The organism is Vibrio sp. 1401 (assembly GCF_033340295.1).
Genome location: NZ_JAWOWF010000049.1, coordinates 13,770 through 37,356, shown reverse-complemented (window position 1 = coordinate 37,356; position 23,587 = coordinate 13,770). Strand labels below are relative to the sequence as shown.

The window sequence follows — 23,587 nt, the reverse complement described above, 5'->3', positions numbered from 1 at the left end:
AGTTCTTTTAGTTGTTGATTTCATAACACTCTCCAATTTTGGGGGTAGAAAGTGTCAACCTTATTTAGGACGGCACAGACAAACATAAAAAAACGGGTAGCTCAGGCTACCCGTTTTTTATTGTCTTTTCGTGATGATATCGCAGTAAAACTTAAGCAGCGTTGCGCTGTTTGACTTCTTCATCTAACGATTCAAGCTTCTCTTTCATCTGTTCACGACAGATATTCGCTAACTCGCGAATGCCCTCTTTACCATAGCCTTCAGTGCTGATTGGAGGTAGCATTTCAACAATCACATGACCATTGTTCCAACGGTTCAGCTTAATTTTATTCGTCGAGCTACATACGATAGGAATGATTGGCACACCTGCACCAATTGCCGCATGAAAAGCACCTGTTTTGAATGGCAGCAAACCACGCCCACGAGAACGCGTGCCTTCTGGGAACATCCACACCGAAACATCACTTTCTTTCATGCTGCTCACGACCTGATCGATAGTACCTTTTGCTTTAGAACGATTCGCTCGGTCAATCAGAATGTTACCCGTAAGCCAGTAAAGCTGACCAAACAGTGGCATCCAAGCCAAGCTCTTTTTACCTACTGTCACAACTTTCGGAGTCACAGCCGCAGAAACAGTAAACATGTCCCAGTTGTTCTGGTGGTTAGCAATGTAAACATGTTGGCCGCGTGAATACGCATCTTCAGGGATACGTAACTCTAACTTAATCCCAAACACACGAGACATCTTGGCAAACAAACGGCCAAAAGTGAAAACGTGCTTAGGGTTTCTAGGGCTTAATAGGCAGTAACCACAACCACCAATAAACATAACAATCGCAAAGATAGCGACAGCAAATACACGTAACAGTGCAATCATTCTTGTTCTCCAGGAACCGGCTTTTGCCAGATACAGCTATTAATATCTCTCTTTCCATAAAGGGAAAATATGGTCATGAGAGTGATATAAAAAAGCCGAAACTCAGGTTTCGGCTCTCTTGATATCCAAATATCCAAGTTACCTGCGGTGCAGTTTAACTTGCCTAGCTCACTCGCTCAATATTTGCGCCAAGTGCAGCCAGTTTATTTTCGATTTTGTCGTAACCACGGTCGATATGGTAAATACGATCAACGACGGTTTCGCCTTTAGCAATGCAACCTGCAATAACCAAACTAGCCGAAGCTCGTAGATCGGTTGCCATCACTTGCGCACCGCTGAGTGACTCAACATCACCACAGATAACCGTATTGCCTTCGATCTCAGCTTTAGCGCCCATACGCATGAGTTCTGGTACGTGCATAAAGCGGTTTTCAAAGATAGTCTCTGTGATCACGCCGCCACCTTTAGCCATCATGTTCAGAAGCGTAAATTGAGCTTGCATATCCGTCGGGAAACCAGGATGTGGCGCAGTACGTACACTTACCGCTTTTAGTTCGCGGTCGGTCATATCAACAGAGATCCAATCTTCACCCGTTTCGACAAGCGCGCCAGCTTCTTCCAGCTTGGCGAGAACCGCTTCAAGCAAATGAGCATTAGTGTTGCGACATACGACTTTACCGCCAGATACTGCTGCTGCGACGAGGAATGTTCCCGTCTCAATACGGTCAGCAACCACGTTGTGTTTACAACCGCCTAGGCGCTCAACACCTTCAATCGTAATGGTATCTGTGCCAGCGCCAGAGATTTTTGCGCCAAGCTTATTTAGGAACTCAGCGGTATCGACGATTTCAGGCTCACGCGCAGCGTTATCTAGTGTTGTTGTGCCTTCCGCCAGCGCTGCGGCACACATGATGGTGATCGTCGCGCCTACGCTGACTTTATCCATCACGATGTGCGCGCCTTTTAGACGACCATCCACTTCTGCTTTCACATAACCATCTTCTAATGTAATGGTTGCGCCAAGCTGCTCTAAACCAGAAATATGCAGATCCACAGGACGGGCACCGATGGCACAACCGCCTGGTAAAGAAACCTGACCTTGACCAAAGCGCGCCACCAAAGGACCTAAAGCCCAAATAGAAGCACGCATGGTTTTCACCAAATCATAAGGCGCGCAGTATTCTGTAATACTGCTTGGGTCAACATGAACAGAGCCATTGCGGCTTACTTTCGCGCCTAAACGCTTAAGCAATTCCATGGTTGTATCGATATCACGAAGGTGTGGTACGTTTGCCACTTCTACTGGCTCTTCCGCCAAGATAGACGCAAATAAAATCGGCAGTGCTGCGTTTTTTGCACCTGAAATGGTCACTTCACCAACTAGTGGTTTATCTGACCCAATAACTCGAAACTTTTCCATCAATAAACCTTAAAGCGACATCAATTTCTTATCACGAGCCCACTCTTCTGGTGTGAACGCTTTGATCGATAATGCGTGAATGTCGTTACGCTGGATGTATTCCATCAGAGGAGCATAAATTAGCTGCTGCTTCTTAACGCGGCTCATTCCATCGAAACAAGCATCAACAGCAACCACTTCATAGTGGCTACCTTCACCTTTCACATGCACTTCTTGAAGGTTTAGTGCTTCTTCTAATAACTGTTGTACTTTTGCGCTATCCACAATTTACCCCTGATAATTCTGTACGTGTTTGGCCACTAAAGATTCAACATTGCTCAGTTGAAACAAAGTGCGCAGTTGCGCCGGCACGAAACTGAGCATTATATGACAGTTTTGCTTTTTTGCATGCTCTAATAAGTGGATTAACATCACCATTCCTGCAGAGTCGACTCGCTCTATCTCTTTTAGCGAGCATTCCAGCTCCGATTGAGCAGGTTGCCATTGCTGTGCATACGCCCACAATGAAGGCACTGTATCTCTATCAAGTGCCCCTGTTAGCTTAAGAATGTTTTGATCCAATTGCCACTGAGCGGGAGTCTGGGCCATTATTTCTTCGCCTCGAAGCGGATCGGTTCTGCGGCCAATTTTTCTAGGTCTTTAGCAACAGATAGAATGCCTTCTTGACGAATTTTACTGTTCCATTCGGATTGTTTACTAGAAAGCAAACTAATGCCCTCTGCAATCATATCGAATGCTTCCCACTCACCAGACTGGTTGTCTTTACGCAGTTTAAACTCAAGTTTGATGTTTGGACGCGGAGTATCGATGATATCAACTTTAATGCTTGTAATACGCTTAGAGTCATCAATGCTAGGCTCAGGACCAAACTCAATTTTTTGGTCAGAGTATTGCGTCAACACTTGTGCATAAGACGCAATCAGGTAAGCACGAAATGCATCGATAAACTCAAGTACATCTTCACGCTTAGCACCTTTTAAGTTTGGACCAAGAAGTTTTAACCCTGCATAGCGGTAGTTGACGTAAGGCATTAGCTCTTCTTCAACGATCACTTTAAGTAAATTTGGATCTTGTTTGATTTTCGGCTGTTCGGCTTTCAATCTTTCGAACGTGACTTCAGCTACCTGCTTCATCATCTTATAAGGTTCAGTTTTATCCACCTCTGCTGCTGTTGTTCCAAAGACGCTAAACACAGCACAAACTGAAAGTAGTAATCTCGCTAACATAGTTATTCCTTACTTGAGTCGTCTGAACCACCTACGCTGTATAGTACTTGACCAATTAAGTCTTCAAGCACAAGCGCCGATTTGGTGTCTTCGATGGTATCACCATCCACCAGCATGACTTCATCATCAAAAACGAAGCCAGGTACTAAACCAATGTATTGCTCACCAATCAGGCCAGATGTCAAAATTTGTACGCTCGACGTTTCTGGGAACTGATTGTATTTGCTATTGATAGATAGTGTTACAACTGGCAATAAGTTGTCTGGGTTAAGCGAAATACTACTTACTCGACCAATCACAACGCCCCCCACTTTTACGGGAGAACGAACTTTTAAACTGCCAATATTATCGAACTCGGCTTTGAGGGTATAAGTATCACCAGAGCCAATGCTTTTTACGTCAGCAACTTGAAAAATCATCACAAGAATCGCGCAAATTCCCGCTAATACAAAGCTGCCAACCCATAATTCAGTTTTACGTGTTTGTTGCATGATTAATTCCCAAACATCAATGCGGTCAGTACAAAGTCTAATCCTAGTACTGCTAAAGAAGAATGCACAACAGTGCGCGTAGTTGCTCGGCTGATCCCTTCCGATGTTGGAATAGCATCATAACCGTTAAATAGAGCGACCCAAGTAACCGTAATTGCAAACGCAAAACATTTGATCATACTGTTACCAATGTCTTGCCCTAGCTCAACAGAGGACTGCATCGCTGACCAAAAACTGCCGTGATCAACGCCTTTCCAGTCAACACCAACAAGCTGAGCGCCCCAAATTCCCACAGCCATGAAAATCATAGCCAGTAAAGGCATTGAGATAACCCCAGCCCAAAACCGTGGTGCAATCACTCGTTTCAATGGGTCTACCGCCATCATTTCAAGGCTAGACAGTTGTTCCGTTGCTTTCATTAGACCTATCTCTGCGGTTAACGCAGAACCGGCACGACCAGCAAACAAAAGTGCAGTAACAACAGGTCCTAATTCACGGAGTAACGAAAGCGCTACCATTTGCCCCAAACTGCCTTCTGCGCCGTAATCCACCAACACAACATAGCCTTGTAGACTCAAAACCATTCCAATGAACAGACCAGATACGACGATGATCGCCAGCGACTGAACACCAACAGAATAAAGTTGCTTAACAAGCAGAGGAAAGCTTCTGATCGGTTGTGGCTTAGAAAATAGCGCCCCAATCAACATGAAAGTCGCACGACCAAATGCTCCGCAAATAGAAAGCGTGCGTCGACCCAGCGAGGCGACAAAGTGAATGAAGTTATCGACCATCAAATAAGTCCTTTTCGATACTTTGAGAAGGGAAACGAAACGGTACAGGACCGTCGGCATCACCTTGTAAGAACTGCTGGACACGAGGATCAGAGTTTTGAGTCAGCTCTTCTGGCGTACCATAGGCGATGATTTTTCCATCGGCCATCAGGTATACCCAGTCAGCAATACTCATGACTTCAGGTACGTCGTGAGAAACCACAATAGAGGTCAAACCTAACGCTTGGTTTAGATTGCTAATTAGCTCAACCAAAACGCCCATAGTGATTGGGTCTTGCCCCACAAACGGCTCATCGTACATGATCAGGTCAGGATCAAGTGCGATTGCACGAGCCAAAGCAGCGCGTCTTGCCATACCACCTGAAAGCTCACTCGGCATTAATTGCGCCGCGCCGCGCAGACCGACAGCTTCGAGCTTGAGTAACACCATGGTGCGAATCAAATCTTCCGATAAATCGGTATGCTCTCTCAATGGAAAGGCGACATTATCAAAAACATTCAAATCAGTGAATAAAGCCCCTGACTGGAACAACATGCTCATTTTCTTTCGAGCATGGTAGAGTTTTTTACGCGAGAGAGAGGGAATATTGTCGCCATCAAACCAGATCTCTCCTTGCTCGGGATACAACTGACCACCAATCAAACGCAGCAGTGTTGTTTTACCAATTCCCGATGGTCCCATAATGGCCGTCACTTTGCCCTCAGGAACATGCAGATCAATATCATCAAAGATCATGCGTTCTCCCCGTGAAAAAGTGAGGTTGTTCACGGTGACTAAATCGTTGTTCGACATATCATCTCTTCTACTGTAGGAGCGTTGCAACTCACGGAATCATCAAGCAGATACTCATCGGAGTTGAATTCTACGTTTAATAAAGTAACGTCGGTACATTTATTAGGCTGCAATCATAAGCACATTGGCGTTGAATTTAAAGCACTGTTCAATTAAATAAAGTCGAGTATATCCCTGCAATTTCTCATGGTTTATGACCGAATTAGCACGAAGTGTTTAAATCCTAGACCAGAATTGCTCATTTAAATGAGTGAGATTTACATACATTTTCGTTACTAACCTTTAATTTATTCTTCGTTTATCTTCCATTTTAGGCCGCAAAAGGTCAAAATTAGCGGTTATTCATTTTACTTATTTAATACTTAGGAATTCTCATGCTCGAAGCCGTTGCGTTGCTTATAGTCGGTCTTGTTTTGCTTGTTTGGAGTGCAGATAAACTTGTTTTTGGCTCTGCAGCGATAGCCCGCAACGTCGGTATTTCCCCGCTTGTCATCGGCATGACAATCCTCGCGATGGGCTCATCCGCCCCTGAGATGATGGTATCTGCAACCGCTGCTTGGGATGGCAAAACAGATACAGCGGTGGGTAACGTATTAGGCTCAAACATAGCGAACATTGCGTTAATCCTAGGTATTACAGCGCTGATCAAGCCTTTGTCGATTAGCTCCGCCGTCATCCGCCGAGAACTTCCACTCATGATAGCCGTAACCGTACTCGCTGGTATTCTGCTTTGGAATAGCCATCTCGGTTTTTATGAGGGTGTCTTATTGTTTGTACTCTTTGGGGCATTTTTATTTGCTATGTTGCAAATCAGCCGCAAAGAGCAAAAATCAGGTGATGTTTTTCTTGATGACCAAGAGTCAGAGATCCCAGAAGGCGTCAGTAACCCTAAAGCAATCATGTGGGTGGTTATTGGCTTGATACTGCTTCCTTTGGCAGCCAGCATGCTGGTTGATAACGCGGTAATTATTGCTAAACACTTTGGTATGAGCGACCTTGTTATCGGTCTAACTATTATCGCCATTGGCACTAGCCTGCCAGAACTAGCCGCATCACTTGCGGGAGTTTTAAAGGGTGAAGACGACATGGCTGTCGGTAACATTATCGGTTCGAATGTGTTTAACATTCTGGCGGTAATGGGGATTCCTGGCATCATTAATCCATCGGTGCTCAGTGAGTACGCGATGGGACGTGACTTCTGGGTCATGTTAGGCGTTTCATTGTTACTTGTCGCGATGTGTTTGGGTAAATCACGCAGTATTAACCGTATTGAAGGTGCCATCTTGTTTGTGTGCTTCTTAGGTTACCAAGTGTACTTATTCGCAAACATGACCGCTTAATTACCACGATCAATAAGTAGAGATCTGATATGTCCAATCAATTTGATTTTCGCGCTGCTGCTAAACAAGTTCTTGATATCGAAGTTGCTGCTCTGCAAGAGCTAGATACCTACTTTGATGATCAATTTGAAAAAGCGTGTGAACTTATCCTTTCCAACAACGGCAAAGTTGTCGTTATGGGTATTGGCAAGTCAGGCCATATTGGTAACAAGATTGCCGCCACTCTGGCAAGCACTGGGACTTCGGCGTTTTTCGTTCATCCAGGCGAAGCCGCACATGGTGACTTGGGTATGATTAGCCCTGGTGACATTGTGCTGGCAATTTCTAACTCTGGTGAATCAAACGAAATTCTGTCTCTATTTCCAGTATTAAAGCGCCTGAATATTAAGATCATCAGCATGACAGGTAAGCCAGAATCAAATATGGCCAAGCTGTCTGACTTACACCTGCAAATTACGGTACCTCAAGAAGCTTGTCCGTTAGGCCTGGCGCCAACTAGCAGTACGACTGCCACATTAGTGATGGGAGATGCATTAGCCGTAGCTCTGCTTCAAGCTCGTGGTTTTTCTGCCGAAGATTTTGCCCTGTCTCACCCAGGTGGTGCACTGGGGAGAAAACTGCTACTTAAGTTGTCTGATATTATGCACTTTGGAGAAGCGCTACCTAAAGTTTCTCCTGACGCATTAATTCGCGATGCCCTGCTTGAAATTTCAGAAAAGGGGTTAGGCATGACAGCCATCGTCGATGAGCACGATGCTATGCTTGGTATATTCACCGATGGTGATTTACGTCGTACCCTAGACAAGCGTATCGATATTCATACGACGGCAATTGGCGAGGTCATGACGACAAACCCAACCACAGCGCACCCTGATATGCTGGCGGTTGAAGGTTTGAACTTGATGCAGAATAAAAACATTAACGCTCTGATTTTATGTAAAGACGAAAAAATTGTGGGTGCACTGAACATGCACGATTTACTAAAAGCTGGCGTGATGTAATATCAGCACAAACATTTAAACCATTTATTAGACGAATAAAGGCAATGGTCAGGGAAGTACTGAGCTAAACGATAGGCCTTCATTATATGAGTTTTACTCGCCTTATTTATTTGCTCTTGATCTTCGTTGTAGCGTGGTGCGGTTATTACCTACTAACCCCTAAAGGCAACGACGCAATTCAAGTAGCACCAGATTCTGAACTGCCCATGTTCAGTGGTTCTGGATTAGAAAATATCACCTACGGTGAAGATGGTGTCCGCAGTTACATCATTCGCTCCACTAACTTAGACCATTATGCTAAGAGTGGAGATACTATTTTTAATAACCCGACTTTGATGGTTTACCGTGAAGGTAGCGTCATTGAATGGAAGGTGACTGCCACAAGAGCAGTGTTAGATGAAGACCAAGTTTTGACTTTATATGACAAAGTCTTAATGCAAAATCTTCTGCCTGGTGCGAGTTTTGATACCATGGCAACAGACAAATTGGTCATTAATCTAACCAATCGTGATTTTAAAGCTGACCAACAAGTGATGTTGGTTGGACCACAATTTGAAACTACTGGAGGCGCAATGCAAGGCAACTTAAAACAGCATACTGCGACTCTGACAGATGAAGTTCAAGGTCGATATGAAACCGTTACACCTTAGCCTACTGGCACTGGTATTGGCGGCGCCTCAAGCGCTGGCACTCAAGTCGGATACTCAACAGCCGGTTTACATAAACTCTGACACCCAACAGGTGGATATGAAGAGTAACCAGGTTGTTTTTGAAGGCGATGTATCTCTTAAGCAAGGGAGCATCAATATCGATGCTGATAGAATCGTGGTAACTCGCGATCCTAAAACCGAAGCAATTAAACAGATTCAAGCATTTGGTAAACCTGCGAAGTTTTCTCAGCTGATGGACGATGGTAAAACACTTAGTGGTCAAGCTACGGAGTTGGATTACCGTATTTCTACAGACGAACTGACCATGAAAGGTCAAGCGCAGCTGGCGCAAGACAACAACACCATCAAAGGTTCTTCGATTCGTTACCAAATTGGTAAACAAAAGCTAGTCGCAGATAGCTCTAAGGAAGAGCGCGTTACGACCATTTTGCAACCCAATCAGATAGAGAACTAATATGGCAGTACTGAGCGCGAAAAACTTGGCGAAAAGCTACAAAAAACGCAAAGTCGTCACTGATGTTAGCTTAGAAGTTGAATCTGGTCAGATTGTTGGGCTGCTCGGTCCAAACGGTGCGGGTAAAACCACCTCGTTTTACATGATTGTCGGCTTAGTACCTCGCGATGAAGGCACCATTACCATTGACGACAATGACATCAGTATTTTGCCGATGCATAGCCGTTCACGACTTGGCATTGGCTATCTTCCGCAAGAAGCGTCGATTTTCCGTAAGCTTTCAGTAGAAGATAACATCATGGCCGTACTTGAAACTCGTCAAGAAATGACGAGGGAAGAGCGCCAAGATAAACTGGAAGATTTGTTGGAAGAATTCCACATCCAGCACATCAGAACCAGTGCTGGTATGGCACTATCAGGGGGTGAGCGACGCAGGGTGGAAATCGCTCGAGCTTTAGCGGCCAACCCTCAGTTCATTTTATTGGATGAACCTTTCGCTGGTGTTGACCCAATTTCGGTTAATGACATCAAGAAAATCATTGAGCATCTGCGCGATCGTGGTCTCGGAGTGTTAATCACTGACCATAATGTACGTGAAACACTGGACGTATGTGAAAAAGCCTATATCGTGAGCCAAGGGCACCTAATTGCATCGGGAACTCCGGCAGAAGTTCTCAATAATGAACAGGTGAAACAAGTTTATCTCGGCGAACAATTCCGTCTATGATTATATTAGGAACGGTAAGATTCTGAGCATTACAAGGTAAGTAACACTGAATGAAACCTTCATTACAACTCAAGCTAGGTCAGCAGTTAGCCATGACGCCACAGTTGCAGCAAGCGATTCGCTTATTGCAATTGTCGACACTCGATCTTCAACAAGAAATCCAAGAAGCGTTGGACTCAAACCCATTATTGGAAGTTGAAGAAGGCCAAGACGAGCCTCTAGCAAACGGTGAAGATAAGTCAGCGGTCGAGGCTGCTGATAGCAACAGTGCTAGCGAACCAACAGAAATTGACGTTCCAGATAGCTCCGATGTGATAGAGAAATCAGAAATTAGCTCTGAACTTGAAATCGACACGACTTGGGATGACGTCTACAGCGCGAATACTGGTAGCACTGGCTTAGCTCTTGATGATGATATGCCCGTCTACCAAGGCGAAACCACTGAATCATTACATGATTACCTCATGTGGCAGCTTGACCTAACACCATTCAGTGAAACCGACCGCACGATTGCATTAGCGATTATTGACGCTGTTGACGACTACGGCTATTTAACTTTGTCGCCTGAAGAGATTCATGAGAGCTTCGATAATGAAGAGATAGAGTTAGACGAAGTAGAAGCCGTTCGTAAACGCATTCAACAATTCGATCCTCTTGGCGTTGCATCGCGTAACTTACAAGAATGTTTGTTACTGCAACTGACGACCTTCCCAGAAGACACGCCATGGCTTGCTGAAGCCAAAATGATACTTGCGGATCATATTGATCACCTAGGCAACCGTGACTACAAGCTCGTCATCAAAGAGACTAAGCTGAAAGAAGCCGATCTGCGTGAAGTCTTAAAGCTTATCCAACAGTTAGATCCTCGTCCAGGTAGTCGCATCACTCCTGATGATACCGAGTACGTAATTCCAGACGTATCCGTTTTTAAAGACAATGGCAAATGGACCGTTTCTATAAACCCGGATAGCGTGCCAAAATTAAAAGTAAATCAACAATATGCTCAGTTAGGCAAAGGTAATAGCGCGGATAGCCAGTACATCCGCAGCAATTTGCAAGAGGCAAAATGGTTAATTAAGAGCTTAGAGAGTAGAAACGAGACGCTACTCAAAGTTGCAAGATGTATTGTTGAACATCAACAAGATTTCTTCGAGTATGGTGAGGAAGCCATGAAGCCAATGGTACTCAATGATGTCGCTTTGGCTGTGGACATGCATGAATCCACGATTTCTCGTGTAACAACGCAAAAATTTATGCATACACCACGTGGTATTTTTGAATTGAAGTACTTCTTCTCTAGCCATGTTAGTACTGACAACGGCGGAGAATGTTCGTCAACAGCAATTCGTGCACTCATTAAAAAACTGGTCGCAGCAGAGAATACTGCCAAACCACTGAGTGATAGCAAGATTGCTGCTCTTCTGGCTGACCAAGGGATTCAGGTCGCAAGACGTACGATAGCCAAATATCGCGAATCCTTGGGAATTGCCCCTTCAAGTCAGCGTAAACGCCTATTATAAGGCACTAACTGAAAAGGAAAGTCTATGCAAATCAATATTCAAGGCCATCACGTTGATCTTACCGATTCAATGCAAGACTATGTAAATTCTAAGTTTCAGAAGCTCGAAAGGTTCTTCGACCATATCAATCAAGTGCATGTTGTACTAAAAGTTGAAAAAATTACTCAAATCGCGGAAGCTACGCTTCACATAAATCAAGGCGAAATCCACGCATCAGCCGATGACGAAAATATGTATGCCGCGATCGATTCGCTGGTAGATAAATTGGTTCGCCAACTTAATAAGCACAAAGAAAAACTAAACAGTCATTAATCATGCAACTGAGCGAAATACTGTCATTGGACTGCACCAAAAGTGCGGTCCACTGCACGAGTAAAAAACGCGCCCTTGAAATGATCAGCCGTATCGTGGCTGATCAAACGGGCCAAGATTCTACCGAGCTGTTCGAATGCATGCTCAATAGAGAAAAAATGGGCAGTACCGGTATCGGAAACGGTATTGCGATCCCTCACGCGAGAATGCAATCAAGCGACAAGGCCATTGCTGTCTTACTGCAATGTGATGAAGCAATCGAATTTGATGCGATTGACAATCGACCTGTCGATCTTCTTTTTGCGCTCCTTGTACCAGAAGAACAGTGCAAAGAGCACCTCAAGACTCTATCCTCTATGGCAGAACGTCTGAGCGATAAGCAAGTATTGAAACTACTGCGTAATGCTCAGAGTGATGAAGAACTTTACGACATCATGATTCACCAATAAGCAGGACTAACTCCATGCGACTAATCGTTGTTAGCGGGCACTCAGGTGCCGGTAAAAGTATTGCGCTTCGTGTACTGGAAGACTTAGGTTACTACTGTGTTGATAACCTACCAGTTAACTTGCTGGACGCATTTGTTCATTCTGTTGCTGACAGCAAACAGAATGTTGCAGTCAGCATTGATATTCGAAATATTCCTAAAAAGCTAAAAGAACTGACGAGTACACTAGAACAGTTAAAAACTGAGCTTGATGTGACCGTGCTTTTCTTGGACGCCAATAAAGAAACGCTACTCAAACGCTACAGCGAAACACGCCGAATTCACCCGTTATCTTTAGGTGGCACCTCCCTCTCGCTCGATCAAGCCATCGAGCGTGAGAAGCAAATTTTGACGCCACTCAAAGCGCATGCAGATCTGGTCCTAAATAGTAGTGGGCAGTCTTTGCATGAATTGAGTGAAACTGTGCGTATGCGCGTTGAAGGCAGAGATCGCAAAGGGCTCGTGATGGTATTTGAGTCTTTTGGTTTTAAATACGGCCTGCCTTCCGATGCCGATTACGTATTCGACGTTCGCTTCTTACCTAACCCACATTGGGAACCAGCACTACGCCCGCTTACAGGTCTGGATGCTCCTATCGCCGCATTTTTAGAGCAACACCAATCGGTGTTAAGTTTGAAATATCAAATTGAAAGCTTTATAGAGAATTGGTTACCTCTACTTGAGAAAAACAACCGCAGCTACCTGACCGTTGCAATCGGTTGTACTGGTGGTAAGCACCGCTCGGTGTACTTAACTCAGCAAATCGGTGAATACTTCGCCAACAAAGGACACCAAGTACAAATTCGCCATACCTCACTAGAGAAAAACGCTAAGGAATAGCCGTGGAGTTAAGTCGTAAAGTATTGATTCAAAACCGCCTTGGCTTACATGCTCGTGCAGCAGTCAAACTGGTCGAACTGGCACAGAGCTTTGAAGCGGTCATCACCATCGACAATGAAGAAGACAAAACCGCCACAGCAGACAGCGTAATGGGCCTGTTAATGCTAGAGTCCGCTCAAGGACAATACGTCACGATCCACGCAACGGGTGGGCAAGCGGAAGAAGCACTGGATGCCGTTTGCCACTTGATCGAAGATAAATTTGATGAAGGCGAGTAGTTTACTCGCTTTTTTCTTACCTCCCATTATCTTTCTCTTCCCTGACCTAATAAATAAATTTGCTTAGTATCATAAGTTGTTATTAAAAGGCGCCTAGAATTAAGTTATTATTCAACGCATTGTAAATATCAGGAATTGGGAGGAATGAATGGCAAAGCAAATTGAATTCGACCAAGCTCACCAAGCCCTCCAAGAAGTCACAGAAGCGCTAGAAAATGGCCGCTTCGTCCATGTTCGTCGTCAATTACAGGACATGGAACCTGAGGATATCGCTCACCTTTTAGAAGCCTCCCCACGTAAGAGCCGTGAAGTTCTTTGGCAACTCACCGACCCTGAAGATTATGGTGAAATCCTTGACGAGCTGAACGAAGACGTCAAAGACAGCCTCGTATCCAAAATGGCACCAGAAGCGCTTGCAGAAGCGACAGAAGGCATGGATACCGATGACGTGGCTTACGTACTGCGTAGCTTGCCTGACAACCTGTCACGCGAAGTCCTGTCGCAAATGGACTCATCTGACCGCCTACGGGTCGAAACCGCCCTATCCTACCCAGAAGACACCGCGGGTGGACTGATGAACACCGACGTCATCACAATTCGTGGTGACGTAGATGTGGACGTAGTTTTGCGTTATCTACGTATGAAAGGCGAGCTTCCAGAAGCTACAGATGCCCTGTATGTGATCGATGAAGAGAGTAAGCTCATCGGTGAACTGCCGATCACGACGCTTATTACCACTCAGCCAGACGTAAAAATCATTGATGTAATGGAAGACGCGGACGAGGCCATCACCGTCGATACTAGCGACTCAGATGTTGCGAGTCTGTTCGAACGCCGTAATTGGGTATCTGCACCTGTTGTTGATGAAAACTTGCATTTGGTCGGTCGTATCACCATCGATGACGTGGTTGACGTTATTCGTGAAGACGCGGAACACTCGATGATGAGTATGGCGGGTATGGACGATGACGAAGATACTTTCGCGCCTGTTGTAAAATCAGCTCGCAAACGCAGTATCTGGCTTGGCGCTAACGTATTAGCCGCCCTTGCTGCTGCTTCCGTTTCTAATATGTTTGAGGCCACATTAGATCAAATGGCGGCCATTGCGGTATTGATGACGATTGTTCCGTCCATGGGTGGTGTCGCTGGTAACCAAACCGTCGCACTAGTGATTCGTGGTCTTGCTCTTGGTCATATCGGTGACTCAAACAAACGTGAACTGTTAATGAAAGAAGCCTCGATCGGCTTACTCAACGGTATCATGTGGGCGCTGATTATTGGTGGTATTGTTGTTGCTTGGAAAGGTAACTGGATGCTCGGAGGAATCATTTCCGCCGCCATGCTGACCAACTTATTGGTCGCAGGTATTGCCGGAGTAACGATTCCAATCCTATTGAAAAAAATGAACATCGATCCTGCTTTAGCTGGTGGTATGGCATTAACAACGGTGACGGATGTGATTGGTTTATCTGTCTTCTTAGGGCTTGCCACAATACTGATTACCTAACAGAAAAAACGAAAAAGCCTGATGAACACATCAGGCTTTTTTGATTCTGAATTGCTAGAAAAGCTTATTCACCCGCCACTTTCATGCTATCCAGTAGGATAGAGCCCGTTTGGATTTGTGAGCGCGTTTCAATATCACTACCAACCGCCACAATCTTGGTGAACATGTCTTTTAGATTACCTGCGATGGTAATTTCTGATACTGGGTATTGGATTTCGCCATTCTCAACCCAGAAGCCTGCGGCACCGCGAGAGTAATCACCCGTTACCACGTTCACACCTTGTCCCATGACTTCTGTCACTAGAAGACCAGTACCGAGCTCTTTAAGCATTTGTTCGAAGTTTTGGCCTGTCGACTTCACGTACCAGTTATGAATCCCACCAGCGTGACCTGTCGGCGTCATCTTCATTTTACGTGCGGCATAACTGGTTAACAGATAAGTTGCTAGCACACCGTCGGTAATGATCTCACGGTCTTGAGTGTACACACCTTCACTATCGAATGGACTTGATGCCAAACCACGCAATACATGCGGACGTTCTGAGATATTGAACCATTCAGGAAGCACTTGTTTGCCTAGATGGTCAAGTAAGAAAGAAGATTTTCGGTACAAGTTACCACCGCTGATCGCCATAACGAGATGGCCAATCAAGCCTGTCGCAACATCAGCCGCAAACATGATTGGGTATTGACCTGTTTTTAGACGCTGCGCATCTAAGCGGTTAACCGTATTCTCTGCCGCCTTACGACCCACCGTTTCTGGGGTCCATAAGTCATCACGATGACGTGCCACGGTGTAGCTGTAATCACGTTCCATCTCGCCGTTTTGACCAACGCCAATTACACAACAGCTAGTACTATGGCGGCTAGACGCATAACTAGCTAATAAGCCATGGCTATTGCCATACACTTTCACGCCGTAATGACTATCATAACTCGCGCCATCACTTTGCTTGATTGCACTGTCATAACTTAGCGCCTCTTTTTCTGCTGCAATCGCCACATTGGCAGCATAGTCTGGATCGGGTGCGTCAGGGTGGAAAAGATCAAGCTCAGGGATCTCTTGCACCATGTATTCTTTTGCTGCAGGGCCTGCAAATGGGTCTTCAGATGTGTAATGTGCAATATCTAGCGCCGCTATAACGGTTTGCTCGATTGCCGCTTCACTTAAATCAGACGTGGAAGCACTGCCTTTGCGTTGACCTCGGTAAACGGTAATGCCCAGCGCACCATCGCTGTTGAACTCGACATTCTCTACTTCACCCATACGAGTTGAAACACTTAAACCAGTGCTTTTAGTAATTGCGACTTCGGCGGCGTCAGATTTTGCCGATGCAAGCTTTAAGGCTCTTGCGACGGCTTGCTCTAGCTCGGTACGTTGCTCAGCAACCTGCTGTTTAATATCCATTGTCTTTCACATCTTGTCTTTGATGAACAATAGGATAACAAGAATTTCGCTTTCTCCCCATGATTCTTGTTAAAATAGTCATAATATTAATCAAAACACAGGCAACTGAAATGGCACGTAAGAATCAAAAAGCGCCATGGGAACCAGAAGAAGAGATCATCTGGGTAAGTAAATCCGAGATGAAGCGAGACATGGAAGAACTGCAAAAGCTAGGTGAGGAGCTTGTCGGCCTCAAACCTTCAGTTCTAGAAAAGTTTCCATTGAGTGAAGATTTGCGAGAAGCAATTGCTGACGCGCAACGTTTTAAAAATGAAGCGCGTCGTCGCCAATTACAACGTATTGGTAAATTGATGCGTTACGAAGATCCAGAGCCAATCCAAGCCGCACTGGATAAAATTCGTAATAAGCACTCTCAATTAACGGCGGTATTCCACAAACTTGAAGCGTTGCGTGATCGCGTAGTGGAAGAAGGTGACAAAGCCATTGATGACGTAATGGAAATGTACCCAGAAGCGGATCGTCAGCGTCTACGCCAACTTGCTCGCCAAGCAGCGAAAGAGAAAAAATCTGGGAAACCAGCAAAAGCGTACCGCGAAATCTTTCAGCTCCTTAAAGGTCTAAACGAAGAAGAGTTTTAATTCGAGGGCTCACGCAATGAGCATTCGATTTAAACGCAAAAAGCAGACGTCAATGTCTGCTTTTTTTATCTTTGGTTTTACAGTCAGCGTTACACTAAGCGATTAACGCGGTCTCCGCGCTCGAAAGCGTTAATGTTCTCAATCAAGATTTCCGCTAAACGTTGAATAGATGAGTCGCTGCCCCATGCAACATGCGGTGTCAGTAACAAATTAGGTAAACTCATATTGGCAATCAGCGGATTGCTCTCATCAGCCGGTTCTTGTGTAAAAACATCAAAACCAGCCGCTGCAATTTCTTGCTGTTTTAAGGCATCCACCAGTGCGCTCTCATCCACCAAACCTCCACGCCCTGTATTAATCAAAATGGAGTTGGACTTCATTTGTTGCAACTCTGCTTGACCAATTAAATTCTGAGTATGATCGTTGAGCGGGCAATGCAAGGTCAGCGCATCGGAGCGTTTTAATACTTCCTCAAACGGCACATAACCAGGCCGACATTCTGCCGCCCCTTTACGCTCAGAAAACAACACGGTCATTCCTAACGCTTGAGCCAGATTCGCCGTCGCTTGCCCTAGTGCCCCGCTACCAACAACACCTAACGTGCTACCACCAATATCCCCGATTGGGTGCGTAAAAAAACAAAACTGCTGGTTACGCTGCCACTCACCTGCGGCAATATCTTGGTGGTACCCAAATAAATTCCGTCTTAAAGCGAATAACATTGACATCACATGCTCGGGCACCGAACGCGTCGCGTAACCACGTACATTAGCAACCGCAATATCATGATTAGCACAGTAGTTCACATCGACGTTGTTAAAACCAGTTGCGGCAACCGCGATCATCCGTAATTTTGGTAGTTGCTCTAATACATGTTGGTCAAGCAGGACTTTATTGCTAATCACGATATCGGCATCTGCTAACCTTTCTATTACCTGCTCAGGCGCAGTTAGGTCGTACTCACGCCAGTGGTGCGGAAAGCCAGGTCGTGGGACCTCAATATGTTCTGGGATGGTCGCTCGGTCTAAAAATACGATGCTTGGCAAAGACATAACAACTCCTTGTTCACGGCTGAAAGACAGGATACATCAACCACAGTAACGAAATAGCCAAAAATAGCGAACTAGAAAGAACCGCTGTTGAGTGCAATTGGCATTAAGGGTGTGGCAACGTTTTATAATCAGGCAATGTACGCTCTGGCGAAAAATAGTTAAAGATCATCGCCTCGGCTTCAGGAGAAAAGTCACAGGGTACAAAAATACTGCTCAACTGTTCTGTGACTGGGTGATAAAAACTTAACTCCGCAGCGTGCAACTCTAAACGCTCTGAAAACTGATACGCCTCTTCAGTTGCATAAAACTCATCACCAATAATCGCATGACCAATCGCCATCAAATGCACGCGTAACTGATGCGATCGACCAGTAATGGGCAGTAGTCGCACAACGGTCGTATGGGTGCCATCAGGGTGCACTTCACGCTTCACTACTTGGAATAAAGTTTGAGATGGTTTGCCGTCGTCAAAACATACTTTTTGTCGTGGACGATTTGGCCAATCACAAATTAATGGAAGATCAATATTCCCTTCTTGCGGCTCAACATGCCCCCAAACACGTGCGTAATACACCTTGTGAGTGAGGCGATATTGGAACTGCTTTTTTAATGCTCGCTCCGCGGGTTTGTTTTTCGCCAGCAACATCAACCCTGATGTCGACATATCCAAGCGATGCACAACTTGAATTTCTGGATGCAACTCTTTGAGGCGGCTCCACATGCTGTCGTAATGCTCTGCAAGGCGACCAGGGACAGACAGCAGCCCTGATGGCTTATTCACTGCCAGAATGTCGTCATCCTCAAAAACGATATCGACCCAAGGGTCGGTGGGAGGGGTATATTCAAGCATTGCCATGGGAGATCTCTACAAAATAAAAACGCCGCGATTATATACCCAAATAGCACCCAGATGCAGGATTCTGAAGAAAAGTTCAACCTAATAAAACAAAGTCAATCCTTTAGCATAAAAACTAAAAATAGCACGTTGTAAATTTAGTTTGACAACAAGACGCATAACTGAATAGAGTGCTAGATGCACACAGCATGATATTCGCAAAGAATACTTAAAATAAATACACCAAAACACAGCATTTAAAAGACATTACCGTTGCGCAGTATAGGGCGATCGCTCAGCTTGTCATGTACTGCGGTATGTATCTCTTTAGAAAGATACATAAGATAAAAAGGACAATAAGCAATGGACTCCGCCGTTATAGATAAACCCCAATCCAAACTTTCCTTATTTTTTCGTTCGCTAGGCCCCGGCATATTAATGGCATCTGCTGCGGTCGGTGGCTCTCACCTCGTGGCATCAACCAAGGCTGGTGCGATTTATGGTTGGCAATTGGCTGCACTGATTCTGCTCGTAAACCTGTTTAAATACCCTTTTTTCCGAGCAGGCGTACAGTACACCATGGGGACAGGGCTCACCTTGGTTGAGGGCTACGCGAAATTAGGCCGGCCTTATCTATGGCTATTTCTATTTCTGAGCGTGGTATCGGCCGTCATCAATACCGCCGCTTTGTTGATGTTTAGCGCTAGCTTGCTGGGCTACTTCATTCCGTTTTCACTATCAATGGCATCACTCAGTATCATTGTGATTGTTACCTGCCTGCTCATATTATTTGCTGGCCATTACAAAGCGCTCGATACGCTATCTAAAGTGATCATGTCGGTGTTAACCATCGCGACTTTACTCGCTGTTTCTATCGCCTTTGGTAACCCTGTTGAACAAGTGGCCAACTTCGAGCCACCGTCACCTTGGTCTATTGCGGCTATTGGTTTTATCGTTGTGACAATGGGGTGGATGCCTGCACCGATAGAGATCTCCTGTTTAACCTCAGCATGGCTAAAACGCCAATCAAGCCAGCAAGAAGTAACATACCGCTCTGCTCTATTTGACTTTAATGTCGGTTATATTGGCACGGCGTTTCTTGCCATTATCTTTGTATCGCTAGGCTCTTTGATGCTTTATGGATCTGGCGTTGCGCTTGAAAGCTCTGGTGTTGGCTTCTCCCACCAATTGGTTGGCTTATATGCGGCAACGATTGGCGAATGGTCTCGTTACTTGATCGCGGTAATTGCGTTTTTCTGTATCTTTGGCAGCACGATTACCGTTATTGATGGCTATTCTCGCGTTATTTCGGATTCTCAACGCCTACTGCGCTCACAACCAGACACTAACCCTAAAACCACTTCAGCGATCATGCTGGTAGTCTCCTTACTTGCATTGGGTATTGTGGTTTTCTGGGCTTCTGCGTTATTGCCTATGCTGAACTTTGCGATGATCCTCGCCTTTATGACCACGCCATTCTTTGCTCTGCTAAATTACACATTAGTGAGCAAAACTGAGTTACCTGAGCCTTTGGCTGTTGGACCTAAACTAAAGTGGTTGTCGATTGCAGGCCTGATTTACTTGTTTGGCTTCTTGGCTGTATTTATCTGGTGGAAGTGGTTGATGTAAATGAGATAGCTATCAGTGATTAATGCATTCCGCTTAAAGAAACTAAACCGTAAATAAAGAAAAAGGTCTTCAACTGAAGACCTTTTTTAATGAGCAATAAATACTTACTTAGTTGTGGCTCACCACAATCAAACGCAGCGAGTCGAGCTGAACCTGAGCTTGGTTGATGTAACCAGTGAGCTCTTTAATTTGTGCGTCGATAGCTTCAATTTCTTCGTCACGAATATTTGGGTTCACCGCTTTCAGTGCTTGCAAACGCTCAAGCTCTGCATTCAAACTGTGCTGCATATCTTGATGAGCTTGTTTGCGTACTTCTTCGACCTTCTCTTCAATAAGAACATCACCGGCTTCAATTAAGCGGTGTACGTCTTTCTGTACCGACGTAACCAACTTGCTACCTAAGTGACGGTTTACAGGGCTGAGCTGGCGGTTAAAGCTTTCAAACTCCACTTGAGCAGACAAATCATTACCACGCGAGTCCATCATTAAACGGATTGGCGTTTTCGGTAAGAAGCGCGCGATACCACTGCGTTTTGGCGCTTGCGCATCTACCGCGTAAATCAACTCAAGAAGAATAGTCCCGACTGGTAACGCTTTGTTTTTCAATAGAGATACCGCAGACGTCCCCACCCCTTCACTCATAAGAAGATCGATACCACCCTGGATCATTGGGTGTTCCCAACTGATAAAGTGCATATCTTCACGAGATAAAGCCGTATCACGATCAAACGTGATCGTCGCTCCTTCGTATGGCAGACCTGGGTAGCTTGGCACCATCATGTGCTCAGATGGGGTCACAATCAGGGCGTTTTCACCTTTATCGTCTTGATTCAAGCCAATCGTGTCAAAAAGAGAAAGTGCGAAGGTGACCAGATTGGTATCGCCGTCAGTTGATTCAATTTTCTCAACGATTTGTTGTGCTTTTTCCCCGCCATTTGAATGCATTTCTAATAGGCGATCACGGCCTTGCTCCAATTGGGATTTCAGCTCTTTATTCATTTTTGCTGACGCTTCAATGATCTCATCTAGCGTGCTGGTATCACCAGAGGCAAGAATTTCAATCAGATCATCGGAGTACTTATCGTAAACAGCACGGCCTGTTGGGCAGGTTTCCGCAAAAGCGCTCAGGCCTTCATCGAACCAACGTGCTAGGATCGCTTGCGATGTGCCTTTCAGGTAAGGAACATGAATGTCGATATCGCGATTTTGACCGATACGGTCCAAACGACCAATACGTTGCTCAAGCAAGTCTGGGTTAAATGGCAAGTCGAACATGACAAGTTGGTTGGCAAACTGGAAGTTACGACCTTCAGAGCCGATTTCGCTACAGATAAGAACTTGTGCTCCACCTTCTTCTTGCGCAAAGTAAGCCGCCGCTTTGTCACGTTCAAGAATCGACATACCTTCGTGGAAAACGGTGGCGCGGATACCTTCACGCTCACGCAGTGCTTGCTCCAATTGCAGTGCGGTACTCGCACGAGAAGCAATCACGAGGATTTTCTCGCTGCGCTTCTCTTTTACTTTTTCAAGCAACCAATTCACACGCGAGTCAAACTGCCACCAGCTCGCGTCATCGCCTTCAAATTCTTGGAAAATTTCTTCCGGGTAAAGGTTCTTCATCGCACGTGCTTCAGAACTCATCTTACCGCCAATCATTCCAGCAACACGCATTGATGTAGTGTATTGCGGTGGAATATCCATTGGCATCAGATGCACGTTACGCGTAGGGAAGCCTTTGATGGCCGCGCGCGTGTTACGGAACAAAACACGCCCTGTACCATGACGATCCATCAAGTTATCGATCAGCTCTTGGCGTGCCGACGCTTTAGCTTCTTCGTCCGCTTCACTTTCAATAATACGGAAAAGTGGTTCTACGTCTTGCTCAGAAAGCAGTTCAGTAATTTGGTTTTTTGCTTCATTAGGTAGCTTTTCACCGGAAAAGAGTGAAGTAATCGCATCTGCTACGGGCGCGTATTGCTCTTCTTCCTCAACGAATGCTTCGTAAGCATAGAAGCGGTCTGGATCCAACAAACGCAGACGAGCAAAGTGACTCTCACGACCAAGCTGCTCTGGCGTTGCAGTCAGTAGCAACACACCTGGAGTACGTTCAGCCAAGCCTTCTACCACTTGGTATTCACGGCTCGGTTTATCTTGGCTCCATTCAAGGTGATGCGCTTCATCGACAACCAGTAGGTCCCATTCACCTTCCAGTGCTTGTTCAAAACGCTTGCGGCTCTTGCGTAGGAAATCCAAAGAACACAGCACATATTGCTGAGTATCAAATGGGTTTTCTGCATCCGCAAACGCTTCGATACAGCGCTCTTCGTCAAAGATAGAGAAATGCAGATTGAAACGACGCATCATCTCAACCAGCCATTGATGCTGCAGTGTTTCAGGCACCACAATCAAAATGCGTTCGGCACGACCAGACAGAACTTGTTGGTGGATGATCATGCCCGCTTCGATGGTTTTACCCAAACCTACCTCATCCGCCAATAAGACGCGTGGCGCGTGACGACGGCCAACTTCGTGCGCGATGTAAAGCTGATGAGGGATCAAACCTGCACGCATACCACATAGGCCACGCATTGGGCTCTTATGCTGCTCAAACTGGTTGGTTAGCGCACGGTAACGCAGAACAAAGTTGTCCATACGGTCGATTTGACCGGCGTACAACTTATCTTGAGGTTTGTTAAAACGAATTTGGTTGCTAAGGAAAATCTCACGCAGAACAACAGCGGTTTCTTGCGTGTCTTCACGAGTACCGAAATAGGTGTAAAGACCTTCATCTTCCAGTACTTCTTCTACTTTTAGAGACCAACCTTCTTGGCAATCGATGACATCCCCAACATTAAAGGTGACTCGGGTAACAGGTGCATCGTTACGTGCGTAAACTCGGTTTTCCTCTGACGCTGCAAACATCAATGTCACAGTACGAGCATCCATTGCTACAACGGTACCTAAACCTAAATCGCTTTCCGTATCGCTAATCCAGCGCTGCCCCAAAGCAAATGTCATGAATTGACTACCTCGTTATTAGTTCTTGATTCGTATTTCTTGTTGGTCTACTCATGCCCGTGGGCATGGATAATAGTTTAGATCTGATTCTGGCTTCTGCTATGCCGATAGCATTCGTCATTTCAGTATGAACTGAGTATTTTTTAAGCCAGCTCAACATGATAAATCGGACGTAGCCTATACGCAGAAAAAGGTCGCTAATCTTACTTGAAGCTGTGATTTAGGTCACGCCGAAACCGCACCAAGCAGAAACTTTTTTTCCCAAACTC

Annotated in this window: 25 protein-coding genes; 13 read left to right on the top strand and 12 right to left on the bottom strand. The window is 45.4% G+C overall.

Annotation, left to right across the window (positions count from 1 at the left end; translation table 11 throughout):
• Window positions 1–151 precede the first annotated feature (151 nt).
• The 8 genes from R7Z77_RS19995 to mlaF form a co-directional block, all read right to left on the bottom strand.
• Window positions 152–877, bottom strand: coding sequence for a 1-acylglycerol-3-phosphate O-acyltransferase (locus R7Z77_RS19995; RefSeq protein ID WP_005381088.1), 726 nt, complete (start codon window positions 875–877; stop codon window positions 152–154).
• 163 nt (window positions 878–1,040) lie between these two features.
• Window positions 1,041–2,297 (bottom strand): UDP-N-acetylglucosamine 1-carboxyvinyltransferase, encoded by a 1,257-nt coding sequence (gene murA / locus R7Z77_RS19990; RefSeq protein WP_033907407.1) that lies wholly within the window; start codon window positions 2,295–2,297, stop codon window positions 1,041–1,043.
• 9 nt (window positions 2,298–2,306) lie between these two features.
• The gene (ibaG, locus tag R7Z77_RS19985) at window positions 2,307–2,561 is read right to left on the bottom strand and encodes a BolA family iron metabolism protein IbaG (RefSeq protein WP_005381092.1); all 255 of its coding nucleotides are present in this window, start codon (window positions 2,559–2,561) and stop codon (window positions 2,307–2,309) included.
• 3 nt (window positions 2,562–2,564) lie between these two features.
• On the bottom strand, window positions 2,565–2,885 hold the full coding sequence (locus R7Z77_RS19980) for a lipid asymmetry maintenance protein MlaB (RefSeq protein WP_025767617.1): 321 nt from the start codon (window positions 2,883–2,885) through the stop codon (window positions 2,565–2,567).
• Window positions 2,885–3,523 carry a phospholipid-binding protein MlaC gene (gene mlaC / locus R7Z77_RS19975; protein WP_033907408.1) on the bottom strand — a complete coding sequence of 213 codons (639 nt, stop codon included), beginning with the start codon at window positions 3,521–3,523 and terminating at the stop codon, window positions 2,885–2,887. The genes R7Z77_RS19980 and mlaC overlap by 1 nt, the downstream gene beginning before the upstream one ends.
• A 2-nt stretch (window positions 3,524–3,525) precedes the next feature.
• Complete coding sequence (gene mlaD, locus R7Z77_RS19970) at window positions 3,526–4,014, bottom strand: outer membrane lipid asymmetry maintenance protein MlaD (protein WP_005381099.1); 489 nt, start codon at window positions 4,012–4,014, stop codon at window positions 3,526–3,528.
• A 2-nt stretch (window positions 4,015–4,016) separates the two neighbouring features.
• Complete coding sequence (gene mlaE / locus R7Z77_RS19965; RefSeq protein WP_005381100.1) at window positions 4,017–4,808, bottom strand: lipid asymmetry maintenance ABC transporter permease subunit MlaE; 792 nt, start codon at window positions 4,806–4,808, stop codon at window positions 4,017–4,019.
• On the bottom strand, window positions 4,798–5,601 hold the full coding sequence (gene mlaF / locus R7Z77_RS19960) for a phospholipid ABC transporter ATP-binding protein MlaF (protein ID WP_005388422.1): 804 nt from the start codon (window positions 5,599–5,601) through the stop codon (window positions 4,798–4,800). The genes mlaE and mlaF overlap by 11 nt, the downstream gene beginning before the upstream one ends.
• A 374-nt stretch (window positions 5,602–5,975) precedes the next feature.
• On the opposite strand from mlaF, the gene R7Z77_RS19955 reads away from it, so the two are divergent.
• From R7Z77_RS19955 to mgtE, 11 genes are all read left to right on the top strand, one after another.
• Window positions 5,976–6,941, top strand: coding sequence for a calcium/sodium antiporter (locus tag R7Z77_RS19955; protein WP_005381102.1), 966 nt, complete (start codon window positions 5,976–5,978; stop codon window positions 6,939–6,941).
• 29 nt (window positions 6,942–6,970) lie between these two features.
• Window positions 6,971–7,942 (top strand): arabinose-5-phosphate isomerase KdsD, encoded by a 972-nt coding sequence (gene kdsD / locus R7Z77_RS19950; protein ID WP_005381104.1) that lies wholly within the window; start codon window positions 6,971–6,973, stop codon window positions 7,940–7,942.
• Between the two features lie 86 nt (window positions 7,943–8,028).
• Window positions 8,029–8,592, top strand: coding sequence for an LPS export ABC transporter periplasmic protein LptC (lptC, locus tag R7Z77_RS19945; RefSeq protein WP_005381106.1), 564 nt, complete (start codon window positions 8,029–8,031; stop codon window positions 8,590–8,592).
• Window positions 8,573–9,067: a lipopolysaccharide transport periplasmic protein LptA gene (gene lptA / locus R7Z77_RS19940; RefSeq protein ID WP_005381109.1), complete on the top strand. Its 495-nt coding sequence runs from the start codon at window positions 8,573–8,575 to the stop codon at window positions 9,065–9,067. Before lptC ends, lptA begins: the two co-directional genes overlap by 20 nt.
• Window position 9,068: 1 nt before the next feature.
• A complete protein-coding gene (lptB, locus tag R7Z77_RS19935; RefSeq protein ID WP_005381111.1) occupies window positions 9,069–9,794 on the top strand; it encodes an LPS export ABC transporter ATP-binding protein in 726 nt (241 codons plus the stop codon).
• Between the two features lie 50 nt (window positions 9,795–9,844).
• Window positions 9,845–11,314, top strand: coding sequence for an RNA polymerase factor sigma-54 (locus tag R7Z77_RS19930; protein WP_005381112.1), 1,470 nt, complete (start codon window positions 9,845–9,847; stop codon window positions 11,312–11,314).
• A gap of 24 nt (window positions 11,315–11,338) precedes the next feature.
• A complete protein-coding gene (gene hpf / locus R7Z77_RS19925) occupies window positions 11,339–11,626 on the top strand; it encodes a ribosome hibernation promoting factor (RefSeq protein ID WP_005381114.1) in 288 nt (95 codons plus the stop codon).
• A gap of 2 nt (window positions 11,627–11,628) precedes the next feature.
• On the top strand, window positions 11,629–12,075 hold the full coding sequence (gene ptsN, locus R7Z77_RS19920; protein ID WP_005381116.1) for a PTS IIA-like nitrogen regulatory protein PtsN: 447 nt from the start codon (window positions 11,629–11,631) through the stop codon (window positions 12,073–12,075).
• Window positions 12,076–12,089: 14 nt separating this feature from the next.
• On the top strand, window positions 12,090–12,953 hold the full coding sequence (rapZ, locus tag R7Z77_RS19915; RefSeq protein ID WP_005381118.1) for an RNase adapter RapZ: 864 nt from the start codon (window positions 12,090–12,092) through the stop codon (window positions 12,951–12,953).
• 2 nt (window positions 12,954–12,955) lie between these two features.
• Window positions 12,956–13,231, top strand: coding sequence for an HPr family phosphocarrier protein (locus tag R7Z77_RS19910; RefSeq protein WP_005381120.1), 276 nt, complete (start codon window positions 12,956–12,958; stop codon window positions 13,229–13,231).
• Window positions 13,232–13,379: 148 nt separating this feature from the next.
• A complete protein-coding gene (gene mgtE, locus R7Z77_RS19905; protein ID WP_064377044.1) occupies window positions 13,380–14,738 on the top strand; it encodes a magnesium transporter in 1,359 nt (452 codons plus the stop codon).
• A gap of 64 nt (window positions 14,739–14,802) precedes the next feature.
• On the opposite strand, the gene pmbA is transcribed toward mgtE, so the two are convergent.
• Window positions 14,803–16,146: a metalloprotease PmbA gene (gene pmbA / locus R7Z77_RS19900; RefSeq protein WP_033907409.1), complete on the bottom strand. Its 1,344-nt coding sequence runs from the start codon at window positions 16,144–16,146 to the stop codon at window positions 14,803–14,805.
• Window positions 16,147–16,256: 110 nt separating this feature from the next.
• Between pmbA and yjgA the strand changes: the two genes are divergently transcribed.
• Window positions 16,257–16,784: a ribosome biogenesis factor YjgA gene (gene yjgA / locus R7Z77_RS19895; RefSeq protein WP_033907410.1), complete on the top strand. Its 528-nt coding sequence runs from the start codon at window positions 16,257–16,259 to the stop codon at window positions 16,782–16,784.
• A gap of 89 nt (window positions 16,785–16,873) precedes the next feature.
• Here the strand turns inward: yjgA and R7Z77_RS19890 are convergent, their stop codons facing one another.
• Together R7Z77_RS19890 and R7Z77_RS19885 are read right to left on the bottom strand one after the other, a co-directional pair.
• Window positions 16,874–17,836: a D-2-hydroxyacid dehydrogenase gene (locus R7Z77_RS19890; RefSeq protein WP_017636188.1), complete on the bottom strand. Its 963-nt coding sequence runs from the start codon at window positions 17,834–17,836 to the stop codon at window positions 16,874–16,876.
• A gap of 103 nt (window positions 17,837–17,939) precedes the next feature.
• The gene (locus R7Z77_RS19885) at window positions 17,940–18,692 is read right to left on the bottom strand and encodes a pseudouridine synthase (RefSeq protein WP_017821305.1); all 753 of its coding nucleotides are present in this window, start codon (window positions 18,690–18,692) and stop codon (window positions 17,940–17,942) included.
• A gap of 342 nt (window positions 18,693–19,034) precedes the next feature.
• Here R7Z77_RS19885 and R7Z77_RS19880 point away from each other — a divergent pair, with 342 nt between their 5' ends.
• Window positions 19,035–20,300: an NRAMP family divalent metal transporter gene (locus tag R7Z77_RS19880; RefSeq protein ID WP_064377045.1), complete on the top strand. Its 1,266-nt coding sequence runs from the start codon at window positions 19,035–19,037 to the stop codon at window positions 20,298–20,300.
• A gap of 108 nt (window positions 20,301–20,408) precedes the next feature.
• Here the strand turns inward: R7Z77_RS19880 and rapA are convergent, their stop codons facing one another.
• Window positions 20,409–23,318: an RNA polymerase-associated protein RapA gene (gene rapA / locus R7Z77_RS19875; protein WP_064377046.1), complete on the bottom strand. Its 2,910-nt coding sequence runs from the start codon at window positions 23,316–23,318 to the stop codon at window positions 20,409–20,411.
• Window positions 23,319–23,587: the final 269 nt, after the last annotated feature.